General features: G+C 62.3%; 10 protein-coding genes. All 10 read left to right on the top strand.

Going from position 1 to position 12,361, the window contains the following annotated elements; all coding sequences use genetic code 11:
• The first annotated feature begins 21 nt into the window (after positions 1–21).
• The 10 genes from ACTNBK_RS10755 to ACTNBK_RS10800 all read left to right on the top strand — a co-directional run bounded on the left by ACTNBK_RS10755 (position 22) and on the right by ACTNBK_RS10800 (position 12,334).
• Positions 22–138, top strand: a complete 117-nt coding sequence (locus tag ACTNBK_RS10755) for an AraC family transcriptional regulator (protein ID WP_441146049.1) — start codon at positions 22–24, stop codon at positions 136–138.
• A gap of 116 nt (positions 139–254) precedes the next feature.
• Complete coding sequence (locus ACTNBK_RS10760; protein ID WP_441146051.1) at positions 255–2,045, top strand: sensor histidine kinase; 1,791 nt, start codon at positions 255–257, stop codon at positions 2,043–2,045.
• Entirely contained in the window at positions 2,045–2,950 is a 906-nt protein-coding gene (locus ACTNBK_RS10765) for a sugar ABC transporter substrate-binding protein (protein ID WP_441145983.1), read from the top strand. Before ACTNBK_RS10760 ends, ACTNBK_RS10765 begins: the two co-directional genes overlap by 1 nt.
• A 19-nt stretch (positions 2,951–2,969) precedes the next feature.
• The gene (locus ACTNBK_RS10770; RefSeq protein WP_441145985.1) at positions 2,970–3,962 is read left to right on the top strand and encodes a galactose ABC transporter substrate-binding protein; all 993 of its coding nucleotides are present in this window, start codon (positions 2,970–2,972) and stop codon (positions 3,960–3,962) included.
• A 191-nt stretch (positions 3,963–4,153) separates the two neighbouring features.
• Complete coding sequence (locus ACTNBK_RS10775) at positions 4,154–5,311, top strand: galactose ABC transporter substrate-binding protein (protein WP_441145987.1); 1,158 nt, start codon at positions 4,154–4,156, stop codon at positions 5,309–5,311.
• Positions 5,312–5,511: 200 nt separating this feature from the next.
• Positions 5,512–7,011 carry a sugar ABC transporter ATP-binding protein gene (locus ACTNBK_RS10780; RefSeq protein ID WP_294512640.1) on the top strand — a complete coding sequence of 500 codons (1,500 nt, stop codon included), beginning with the start codon at positions 5,512–5,514 and terminating at the stop codon, positions 7,009–7,011.
• Between the two features lie 17 nt (positions 7,012–7,028).
• The gene (locus ACTNBK_RS10785) at positions 7,029–8,078 is read left to right on the top strand and encodes a galactose/methyl galactoside ABC transporter permease MglC (RefSeq protein WP_294512638.1); all 1,050 of its coding nucleotides are present in this window, start codon (positions 7,029–7,031) and stop codon (positions 8,076–8,078) included.
• Positions 8,079–8,215: 137 nt separating this feature from the next.
• The gene (locus tag ACTNBK_RS10790) at positions 8,216–9,520 is read left to right on the top strand and encodes a hexokinase family protein (protein WP_441145990.1); all 1,305 of its coding nucleotides are present in this window, start codon (positions 8,216–8,218) and stop codon (positions 9,518–9,520) included.
• Between the two features lie 30 nt (positions 9,521–9,550).
• A complete protein-coding gene (locus ACTNBK_RS10795) occupies positions 9,551–11,218 on the top strand; it encodes a formate--tetrahydrofolate ligase (RefSeq protein ID WP_441145992.1) in 1,668 nt (555 codons plus the stop codon).
• A gap of 15 nt (positions 11,219–11,233) precedes the next feature.
• Complete coding sequence (locus tag ACTNBK_RS10800; protein ID WP_441145994.1) at positions 11,234–12,334, top strand: SLC13 family permease; 1,101 nt, start codon at positions 11,234–11,236, stop codon at positions 12,332–12,334.
• Positions 12,335–12,361 lie beyond the last annotated feature (27 nt).

The raw sequence follows: 12,361 nt of genomic DNA on the forward strand, positions 1-12,361 counted from the left end.
TTCCGCCGAGGAAGAGAAGAAGTGGGGTTCCCCGGAAACGGCGGAGCCGTTTTTGGGGCGGGCTACGACGAGCCCAACTATTTCAGCTACGTGTTCAAGAAGCGGTTCGGCGTGTCACCGTCGCAATTCCGCAAGTAAGAGATGCTCCGAAGGGGCGGTCGCCTGTTGCCGGCGCGGTGAGCCGCCGGGATGGCGGCCGCCCTTTTCCACAACGGGCGGTGCGGACGACAAAAGGAGGCAATGGCGTGGGAGAGATGACAAAACGGCTCCAGCTCCGGTTTTCCAGGGGCAGCATCCGGTATGTGATGTTCGCCTCTTTTACCGTCAGCGCTCTGGTGGCGGTGCTGCTCACCTGCCTGACCCTGTATGCCCGGTTCTCCCGGCAGATGGATGATGCCATCCAGGAGGAAAACCAGATTTTGGTCAGCCAGGTCAACCAGTCACTGAGCACCTATTTGAGAGATATGATCCGCCTTTCCGACTCCATCTGTTATAATGTGGTGAAAAATACCGACCTGGAGCGGGAAGGGGTGGGAGATAAGATCCGGCTCCTCTACGACACATACAGCGACTATGTGGAGAATGTGGCTCTTTTTACCGGAAACGGGGAGCTGGTGGCCACCGCACCGGCGGCCAAGGTGAAGGAGGACGTGGATGTGACAGGAGAGGCGTGGTTCACCGCAGCCATGTCCCAGACGGAAAATCTCCACTTCGGGGTGCCGGCCATCCAGACCCTCTTTGCCGACGGGGCGGGCAACTATAAGTGGGTGATTTCCCTTTCCTGCGCTGTGGAGCTCACCCGAGGGGGCGGCACCCAGCTGGGTGTTCTTCTCATCGATCTGAAGTACAGTGCCCTCACCGCCCTCTTCCAGAGCGTGAAGCTCTCCGGCAGCGGCTATGTCTATCTGGTGGACGGCGCGGGCAACCTGATCTACCACCCGGAGCGCACCCTCATTGCCACAGGCCGGGTGCGGGAAAACAGCATCCAGGCCGCCGCCCGGGCGGACGGCATCTATGTTGAGGAGTGGGAGGGTAGCCGCCGCTCCGTCATCGTTCAGAGCGTGGGTTACACCGGCTGGAAGGTGGTGGGTGTGGTGGAGCGCCCCGGCTTTACCATGAGCCTCCAGCAGACGCTCCCCTTCCTGGTGGTCATCATCTGCGCCTATGTGGAGCTGCTTATCCTTATGAATGTGCTTCTCTCCCGGAAGATTACTGAGCCTCTGCGGCGGCTGCGGGAGTCGGTGGGTGAAGTAGAAGAGGGGGCGGAGCACCCCACCATCTATGTGGGCGGCACCGCCGAGACCCGGGAGCTGGGGACGGCCATCCAGAACATGGTGGAGCGACTGCGCCAGCTCACTGCTGACATGGTCCGGGAGCATGAGGCCAAGCAGAAGAGTGAGCTCAACGCCCTCCAGGCCCAGATCAACCCCCACTTCCTCTACAATACCCTGGATATCATCGTGTGGATGATCGAGAACGGACAGCGGGAGGACGCCATCCGGGTGGTCACTGCTCTGGCACGGTTCTTCCGCATCAGCCTCTCCAAGGGACGCAACATCATCCCCGTCCGGGACGAGCTGGAACATGTGCGCAACTACCTCCTCATCCAGGAGATGCGTTACAAGAACAAGTTCCACTATCAGATCACGTGCCCGGAGGAGGCGGCCAACCTCACCACCATCAAGCTGGTAGTGCAGCCCATCGTGGAGAACGCCATCTACCACTCCATGGACTTCATGGACGGGGACGGCCTCATCGACATCCGGGCGGAAACCGACGGGAAAGACCTGACCATCACCGTCTCGGACAACGGTCTGGGGATGCCCCCCGACGTGGTGGAGCGGTTGCTCACGGCATCTCCCCAGCCTGGAGCCCAGACGGGCAGCAAACGGGGCTCTGGCATCGGGCTCAGGAATGTTCAGGAGCGCATCCGGCTCTACTTTGGGGCGGACTACGGCGTCACCATCCAGTCGGAGCCTGACGAGGGGACCGTAGTCACACTGCACCTGCCGGCCGTGCCCTACGGGGAAATGGAGGACACATGATGAGAAAAAATGAGCGCCATGTGTTTATTGGAGTGCTGCTGGTGCTGGTGGCAGCTCTGGCCGTGATGCTCATCCAGGACGTCCTCGGGAGCGGACAGCCGGAGATCCGGCGGGTGTCCGTGCTGCTGGACGGCGAGGGGGAGTCCTATTGGCAGAACTTCCGCCTGGGTGTGGACAAGGCGGCCCGGGAGCACAATGTGGATGTGCGCTATGTTTTCCGGTATGACGGCCCAGCCGGGACAGCGCAGGCGGAGCAGCTGCGCCGGGAGTGGGAAGGGGAGCTGGACGGTGTGATTTTGGTCCCAGTGGACGGGGAAGCCCTGGCGGGAGCCCTTCAGGAGGCGCCGAAGGGATTGGCGGTGACCGTGGTGGGGCCCGACCTGCCCAATGTGGATGGGACATGCACGATCTCAGCCTCCCCAGAGGAGATGGGCCGGCGGCTGGCTGACGCCGTGGCCGACAGCGGTACCTCCTCCTGCGCGGTGATCCTGACCGGCCAGGAGGGAGAGACCGCTCTGCGCCGGTGCCGCGGTCTGGAGGAACGGCTCCAGGAACGGGGTGTGGTGTGGCGAACGGTGATGGCATCGTCCGTGGAGATGCTGCCCGAGCCCAACGGCCAGCCCGTGGTGGCCCTGGAGCCCGGGACCACCGAGGCCCTCTGTGCCTGGGGCGGGCCGGTGTACGGCTTCGGCACCTCCAACAGCATCCTGAGCAGCTTAGAGGAGGGTACGGCGGCGGCGCTGGTGGTCCAGAGCGATTACGACGCTGGCTATCTGAGCCTCCTCAGCGTTCTGGAGGCTCTGGACGGGGCGCAGCCGGAGGACCAGAACCTGGACTGCTACACCGTCACCGCAGAGAATATGTTCACCGATCCTATGGATCAGATCCTGTTCCCGGTGGCGTAAAGCGGAAGGAGGACGCACTGTGAAAAGACGAGTATGCGCGCTGCTGGCGGCGGTGCTGCTGTGTCTGACCGCCTGCGCTCACAGGGGGAGCGGAGAGGAGGAGACCCTGCGTATTGGTGTGGCGGTCTACAAGGGCACGGACACCTATATTACCAACATGACCCAGGCCATGGAGGCCGCGGCCCAGGCCTGGAGCGAGGAGAGCGGTGAACGGGTCCAGCTCACGGTATCCGACGCTCAGGAGAACCAAAATACCCAGAATGAGCAGATCGACCGCTTTCTCTCCCTGGGCTATGATGTGTTATGCGTCAATCTTGTGGACCGCACCGATGCCGCCCGGGTCATCGGCAAGGCCCGGGAAGCCGATGTGCCGGTAGTCTTTTTTAACCGGGAACCGGTCCGGGAGGACCTGGAGAGCTGGGAGAAGGTCTACTACGTGGGCTCTGACGCCCGGCAGTCCGCCCAGCTTCAGGCCCAGATCGTGCTGGAGCTGTGGGAGAGCGACCCCGCCGCCCTGGACAAAAACGGAGACGGCATCCTCCAGTACGCCATGCTGGAGGGGGAGAGCCGCCACCAGGACGCAATGATCCGTACCGAGGTGTCGGTCCAGACTCTGCGGGATGCCGGTGTCCCGCTGGAGCGGGTGGAGAGCGGTATCGCCAACTGGGAACGTAGCCAGGCCGATGCCCTCACCGAGTCCTGGCTGCTGGAGGGGGTGGATCTGGAGCTCATCCTCTGCAACAACGACGACATGGCCCTGGGGGCCGCCGACGCGGTGGACCGTCTGGGGTTGGACTTCCACAATATCGTGGGCATCGACGGCACGCCCCAGGGTCTGGAGGCGGTAGAGGGTGGAAGGCTGCTGGGCACCGTGGTTATGGACTACTCTGCCCACGGGGCGGCCATCTTCCAGCTGGCCCGGACCCTGGGCGTTGGAGAGGAGCCATCCGATATGGAAGATATGGAAAATAACACCATACGAATCCCGATGTACATCCAAAAGGCCTGGTAAGGCCCTTTCGGCTTTTCTACCAGAAACCTATTGAGTATTTTGCATAAAAGTGCCAAAGCTCAAAAAGCAAAAAATAGATTATTTATGGAAAGAGGTGATTTTTGATATGGCCTTTTCCGGGATTTCATGGTATGATGATCGTGGTAAAGCTCCAAAAGAGCTGCCAAACAAAAATCAAGGAGGATTTTTACATGAAAATGAAAAAGCTGTCTGCTCTGCTCCTGGCTGGCGCTATGTGTGTGAGCATCGCCGCTTGCTCCGGCGGCACCAGCAGCACCCCTGCTCCCGCTGAGACCGGATCCACCGAGACCACTCCCGCTGAGACCAGCAGCGTGGCCGCCTCCGATCTGAACGTAGCCGTCTTCTACTACAACTACTCCGATGTGTACATCTCCAGCGTCCGCAACAACATGGACACCATGCTGGAAGCCATGGGCATCACTCCCGATAACTACGACGGCGCTGGCAACCAGTCCCAGCAGACCGACCAGATCAACACCGCTATCGCCAACGGCGCCAACCTGCTGATCGTCAACATCGTGGAGACCTCCTCCCCCGACGCCGCTCAGAACGCCGTGGACGCCGCCAAGGCCGCCGGTATCCCCATCATCTTCTTCAACCGCGAGGTTGACAGCGCTGTGGTGAATAGCTACGAGAACTGCGCCTTCGTGGGCACTGATGCCCCCGAGGCCGGCCACATGCAGGGCAAGATGATTGGTGACTACCTGGTTGCCAACTTCGACACCGTGGACCTCAACGGCGACGGCAAGATCTCCTACGTCATGTTCAAGGGCCAGGAGGGCAACGCCGAGGCCGAGTACCGCACCCAGTATGCTGTTGAGGACGCCGACGCCATCCTGACCGAGGCTGGCAAGGAGCCTCTCTCCTACTACGGCGGTGACGACGTGGCTACCAAGTACCTGGTTGACCAGAACGGCACCTGGTCCTCTGCCGCTGCTGTGGCTTACATGGACACCATCCTGGCTGAGTACTCCGAGGCCAACGGCAACATGATCGAGCTGGTCATCGCCAACAACGACGACATGGCCATGGGCGCCATCTCCTCCCTGCAGACCGCCGGCTACAACCTGGGCGACGGCGCTTCCACCACCATCCCCGTCTTCGGCGTGGATGCCATTGACTCCGCTAAGCAGGCCATCGACGAGGGCAAGATGACCGGTACCGTGATGCAGGACGCCGAGGGCATGGCTAGCACCATCACCGCTCTGGTGGGCAACATCCAGAACGGTGGCGCTCTGATGGATGGTATTGACGATGCCGGCGGCTACATCGTGGACACCGACGTGGCCAAGATCCGCGTGCCTTACGGCCTCTACACTGCCGAGTAAATCGAAGCGCACGCTCGATCGGCCCCAAGAAACAAGAAAGACGAGCGGGGGGGGGGGGGGGGGCGCGGGGGGCGGCCCCCCCCGTTTCTGCTCACTCCGGAGCGCCTGCTTGAGACGCCTCCTCTACGCGGTCCGGCCGTGGGAGGGTGCGCTTGAAGCAGAAGCTCTGAGGAGAGAATCGGAAAAGGAGGAGGAAGCATATGGATCAGCCGGTACTGCTGGAAATGCGCGATATCAGCAAATCCTTTCCCGGCGTCAAGGCACTGGACAACGTTCACCTGACGGTCCGGCCCGGCACCGTCCACGCCCTCATGGGCGAGAACGGCGCAGGCAAATCCACCCTAATGAAGTGTCTCTTCGGCATCTACTCCAGAGACAGCGGCACCATCATCCTGGATGGTAAGGAGGTCAACTTCAAAAGCTCCAAAGAGGCCCTGGAGAACGGTGTAGCCATGGTGCACCAGGAGCTCAACCAGGCCCTGACTCGCAGCGTCATGGACAACCTGTGGCTGGGCCGCTATCCCAAGGTGGGCGGCATCATGGTCAGCGAACGGGCCATGGCCAAGCGTACCAAGGAAATCTTTGAGCAGCTGGAAGTGAACGTGGACCCCAAGACCATCATGTCCACCATGCCCGTCTCTCAGCGGCAGATGGTGGAGATCGCCAAAGCGGTGTCCTACGACTCCAAGATCATTGTGTTCGATGAGCCCACCTCGTCCCTGACGGAGACTGAGGTGGAGCACCTGTTCCGCATCATCAACATGCTGCGGGACAAGGGCTGCGGTATCATCTATATCTCTCATAAGATGGAGGAGATCCTCCGTATCAGCGACGATGTCACCATCATGCGTGACGGTACCTGGGTGGCCACCCGGCCGGCCAAGGAGCTCACCATGAATGAGATCATCAGGCTCATGGTGGGCCGTGAGCTCACCAACCGCTTCCCGCCCAAGACCAACGAGCCCGGCGAGGTCATCCTGGACGTGCAGCACCTCTCCGGCAAGTACACCCGCCTGAAGGACGCCTCCTTCCAGCTGCGGAAGGGCGAGATTCTTGGCATCGCCGGTCTGGACGGCTCTGGCCGCACCGAGGTACTGGAGAACCTCTTCGGGGCCATGACCAAGGGCAGTGGCACCATCAAGCTCCATGGCAAGGAGATCAAGAACCGCACGCCCCGGGAGTCCATCAAAAACGGCTTTGCCCTCCTCACCGAGGAGCGCCGGGCCACCGGTATCTTCGGCATCCGGGACATCAAGGAGAACACCGTCATCTCCAATCTGAAGAGCTACCTCATGGGCGGCATCTGCCTGAGCGACAAAAAGATGCGGGAGGACACCGACTGGGCCATCCAGGCCATGCACATCAAGACCCCCAGCCAGTCCACCCAGATCCGGTCCCTCTCCGGCGGCAACCAGCAGAAGGTCATCATCGGCCGGTGGCTCCTCACCAAGCCGGAGGTGCTGCTGCTGGACGAGCCCACCCGCGGCATCGATGTGGGCGCCAAGTATGAGATCTACGAGCTGATCATCGACCTGGCCAACCAGGGCAAGGGAGTCATCATGGTCTCCTCCGAGATGCCGGAGCTGCTGGGCGTGTGTGACCGTATTCTGGTCATGTCCGGCGGCCAGCTGGCCGGCGAGGTAGACGCCAAGAACACCAGCCAGGAGGAGATCCTGACCCTGGCCGCGAAATATGTGTAAAGGGGAGGAACCGAGCAATGAGTAACCAGACCAAGACCCTGGAAAAGCAGACTTGGGATGCCAAGCGGATCGGGGATCTGATCCTCAACAACGCCCTCATCATCCTGATGCTGCTGGCCGTCATTTACATCGCCATTTCCAACGAGAATTTCCTCAAGGCCACTTCCATCATCAATATCATCTCCCAGACGGCTGCCTATCTGCCCGCCGCCCTGGGTATCGCCGGATGTATCGTCCTGACCGGCACCGACCTGAGCGCCGGCCGTATCGTAGGCCTGACCGCCTGCGTCTCGGCCTCCCTGCTCCAGAGCACCGCCAACCTGGCCAACAAGATGTGGCCTGACATGGGAACCCTGCCCATCTGGGCCGTCATCCCCATCGCTATGATCATCGGCGCCGCCTTTGGCTGCTTCAACGGCTTCTTCGTGGCCAAGTTCAAGCTCCACCCCTTCATTGTCACCCTGGGCACCCAGCTCATCGTCTACACGATCCTGCTGCTGTATGTCCAGGCCGGTAACAACAAGGGCATGGCCATCTCCAACCTGGATGCCTCCTACACCGATTTCGTCAAGGGCTCCATCCTGAGCATCGGCGGTACCGCTATCCCCAACTACGTGTGGTTTGCCATTATTCTCACCGCCATCATGTGGTTCATCTGGAACAAGACCACCTTTGGTAAGAACATGTTCGCTCTGGGCGCCAATGAAGAGGCCGCCCGGGTCTCCGGTGTCAACGTATTCCTCACCACTATGATGGTATTCGCCCTGGCCGGCGCCATGTACGGCTTCACCGGCTTCATCGAGGGCGCCCGCATCGGCTCCAACACCGCCAACACCGGCCTCAACTACGAGCTGGATGCCATCGCGGCCTGCGTCATCGGCGGCGTCTCCTTCGTCGGCGGCATCGGTAAGATCCGCGGCATTGTTATCGGCGTGCTGATGCTCCGCCTCATCTTCATCGGCCTGACCATGATGAAGGTGGACCCCAACCTCCAGTATCTCATCAAGGGCGCTATCATCCTCTTCGCCTGCGCTCTGGATATGCGTAAGTATCTGGCCAAGAAGTAAGGACTTTTACCAAAGGACTGTGCAGCGGCACGGGATTATGGTACAATAAGGGACAGGGCAGGAAGAGAAAGCCTGCCCTGTCTCTTTTTATCACAAGGGCGGGTCGACCCGCCAAATCATAGAGAGAGGTGAGCCATATGGCCGATATCGTCGGCAAAACGGAGGCATTTCTGCGCAAATACGGCCTGGACCCGGCGCTAGTGGACGTGGATGCCTGTGCCAGGGCCTTTCAGGCCGACATGGAAAAGGGGCTCCGGGGGGACCCGGAGGCCTGGATGATGATGCTCCCCACCTATCTGTCCCTGGACGGGGATATCCCCAAGGATACTCCAACCATCGTCATCGACGCCGGCGGTACCAATTTCCGCATCGGCCTGGTCACCATCACGGCTCAGGGGCCGGTGGTGGAGGACCTGCGGGTCTTCCCCATGCCTGGTTCCCAGGCCCCCATTACCTGGGAGACCTTTGTGGATGAGGTCTCCGACGCTGTCCTCCCCCTAACCAACCGCAGCCGCCGGGTGGGGCTGTGCTTCTCCTACGCCGCCGAGATCCTGCCCAACCGGGACGGCAAGGTCCTCAACATCTCCAAGCAGGTCCAGATCTCCGGCTCCAAGGACAAGGAGCTGGGCCGTGATATCTCCGCCGCCCTGGCTGCCAAAGGGGCCGAGGGGGTCACCTTCGTGGTCCTCAACGATACGGTGGCCGCTCTGCTGGGAGGTGTGGCCGCTCTCAGAGAGGAGCGCTTTGACGGATACATCGGCCTCATCTACGGCACCGGCGTCAACACCTGCTATGTGGAAAAGCGGGAGCACCTGGGCAAGGTGACCACCCCCTGGGACCAGGACACCATGCTCATCAATATGGAGTCGGCCCGGTTTGACGGTGCGCCTCTGAGCGCCTTTGACAAGGCGCTGGATGAGAACAGCGTGGACCCCGGCCTGTGTCATTATGAGAAGATGGTCTCCGGCCGCTATCAGGGTGAGCTGGTGTGGCGGGCTCTGCGGCAGGGCGCGGCCGACGGCCTCTTTTCCGACAAGCTCAACGCCTTCCTGACCGGCCTGGAGGGCCTCACCATGGTCCAGACCGATACCTTCACCGCCCGGCCCTACGGAGACAATCTCCTGGCCGCCGCCTGTGACGGCGAGGACGACCGGGAGGCGGTCTATACCATCATTGACCGCATTGTGGAACGCTCCGCCCGGCTGGTGTGCGCCAACCTGGCTGGCATCCTCCTCCAGACCGGCGCCGGGCAGCACATCCACCGCCCCGCCTGCGTGGTGGCGGAGGGCTCTACCTTCTATAAAGGACACCTGTTCCGGGGCAAGCTGGAACGGCTGTGCGGCAGCTACATCACCGGCGCCCTGGGCCGGCACATGGTGTTCCGTCAGATCGAGGACGCCAATCTGGTGGGGACCGCGGCGGCGGCCCTGCTGAATCCATAAATGAGGAGAAGAGAGAAAGGGGTCGGAAGTATGAAAACGGATATTGAGATCGCTCAGGCGGCGGAGATGCTGCCCATCGCTCAGATCGCCCAGCAGGTGGGCCTGGACGAGGACAAGCTGGAGTTCTATGGCAAGTACAAGGCCAAGGTGGACACCCTGGCCTTGCGGAATGTCCCCCGGAAGGGCAAGCTCATCCTGGTGACCGCCATCAACCCGACCCCGGCGGGCGAGGGCAAGACCACCACCAGCGTGGGCCTGGGTGACGCCCTCCACCGGCTGGGGAAGAAGGCCATCCTGGCCCTGCGGGAGCCCTCCCTGGGGCCGGTTTTCGGCATCAAGGGCGGCGCCGCCGGCGGCGGCTATGCCCAAGTGGTGCCCATGGAGGACATCAACCTCCACTTCACCGGCGACTTCCACGCCATCGGGGCCGCCAACAATCTGCTGGCCGCCATGCTGGACAACCACATCCAGCAGGGCAACGCCCTGGACATTGACGTCCGCCGCATCACCTGGAAGCGGTGTGTGGACATGAACGACCGGCAGCTGCGCAACATCGTCTGCGGCCTGGGGGGCAAGGTCAACGGCGTCCCCCGGGAGGATGGCTTCGACATCACGGTGGCCAGCGAGATCATGGCAGTCCTCTGCCTGGCTTCCGACCTCATGGACCTGAAGGCCCGGCTGGGCCGCATGGTGGTGGCCTACAACCGCGCCGGCGACCCGGTGTACTGCTCCGACCTGAAGGCCCAGGGTGCCATGACCGCCCTGCTGAAGGACGCCATCCGGCCCAACCTGGTCCAGACCCTGGAGCACACCCCCGCCTTCATCCACGGCGGCCCCTTCGCCAACATCGCCCACGGCTGCAACTCCGTGTCCGCCACCGACACCGCCCTGAAGCTGGGGGACTATGTGGTCACAGAGGCCGGTTTCGGCGCCGATCTGGGCGCGGAGAAGTTTTTGGACATCAAGTGCCGGGCGGCGGGGCTCACCCCCGACGCAGTGGTCATCGTGGCCACCGTCCGGGCCCTGAAGCACCACGGTGGCTGCCCCAAGGCCGACCTGGCCAAGGAGAACCTCTCCGCTCTGGAAAAGGGACTACCCAACCTCCTCAAGCACGTGGAGAACATCACCAAGGTGTACGGCCTGCCCGCCGTGGTGGCCATCAACCAGTTCGACAGCGACACCGAGGCCGAGATCGCCATGATCCGCACGGCCTGTGAGAAATACGGCGTCCGGGTGGCCCTGAGCCAGGTGTGGGGCAAGGGCGGCGCCGGCGGCGAGGAGCTGGCCCGGGAGGTCCTGCGCATCATCGATGAGGAGAAGCCCAGCTTCCGCTTCGCCTATGAGAGCGACGCCCCCCTCACCGGCAAGATCGAGGCCGTGGCCAAGAAGGTCTACGGCGCCGACGGGGTGGACTACGCCCCCGCCGCCGCCAAGGAGCTACAGCGCCTCACCGAGCTGGGCTACGGCGGCCTCCCCGTGTGCATGGCCAAGACCCAGTACTCCCTCTCCGACGACGCCGGCAAGCTGGGCGCCCCCACCGGATTCCGGATCAAGGTGCAGAAGGTGAAGGTCTCCGCCGGCGCCGGCTTCGTGGTGGTGCTCACCGGTGATATCATGACCATGCCCGGCCTGCCCAAGGTCCCCGCCGCCGAGAACATCGACGTGGACGAAAACGGCGTCATCACCGGTCTCTTCTAAGGGGGCAGAGACCAAGTGAAAGCATTCGTCAAAAAGGAGGCGGTGCTGTGCATCGCCTTCCTGTGTGCGGTGGTCTCCATGTTCCTGGTGCCCCCTGACGGCGGCTATGCCGACTATGTGGACTACCGGGTGCTGGCGCTTCTCTTCTGTCTCATGCTGGTGGTGGCCGGGCTCCAGGACTGCGGGCTCTTTGACCTGATGGCCCGGCGGCTCCTGGCGGGGGAGAAGCGGTTCCGCTTCCTGGCCCTGGCCCTGGTGCTGCTGCCCTTTTTCAGCTCCATGCTCATCACCAACGACGTCTCCCTCATCACCTTCGTACCCTTTGCCGTGCTGGTGCTGGAGCTCACCGGACGGCAGGCCCAGCTCCCCTACATCGTCACCCTTCAGACTGTGGCCGCCAATCTGGGCAGCATGGCCATGCCGGTGGGCAACCCCCAGAACCTCTTCCTCTGCTCCCGGTTCGGCATCCCCATGGGCGCCTTCTTCGCCGCCGTCCTGCCTTTGACGGCGGTGAGCCTGGTGGGCCTGGTGCTGGCTGCTGGCACCACCAGTGGGGACATTATCCGGGTGGACTTCATGGACGCCGGTGGCATCGGCAAACCGGGGCAGCTCAAGCTGATGCTCCTCCTCTTTGTACTGTGTCTCCTCTCTGTCTTTCATGTGCTGCCCTGGCCCGCCCTGCTGGCGGTGGTCATCGTGGCGGCGGCCCTCTTCGCCCGGCACCTCTTCCCCCGGGTGGACTACGCCCTGCTGTGTACCTTCGTGTGCTTCTTCGTCTTCTCCGGCAACCTGGGCCGGATCGGGGCGGTGCGGACCTTCCTCACCGGCCTCATGGACTGGAACACAGTGGTCACCTCCGCCCTGGCCAGCCAGGTCATCAGCAATGTGCCCGCCGCCGTGCTGCTCTCCACCTTTACCGAGGACTGGAAGGGCCTGCTGGTGGGTACCAACGTGGGTGGCCTGGGCACCCTTATCGCCTCCCTGGCCAGCCTCATCTCCTTCAAGCTCTATATCCGCACCGAGGGGGCAAAGCCCATGCGCTACCTGGGGATCTTCACCCTGGCCAATGTGATCGGCCTGGTAGTGCTGGGCGTAGTAGTTTGGCTCCTGCCCTGACGCAAACAAAAAACAAGCGTGGACGCC

The sequence above is a fragment of the Intestinimonas sp. HCP28S3_D6 genome (assembly GCF_052065695.1).
Classification (GTDB): Bacteria; Bacillota; Clostridia; order Oscillospirales; family Oscillospiraceae; genus Intestinimonas.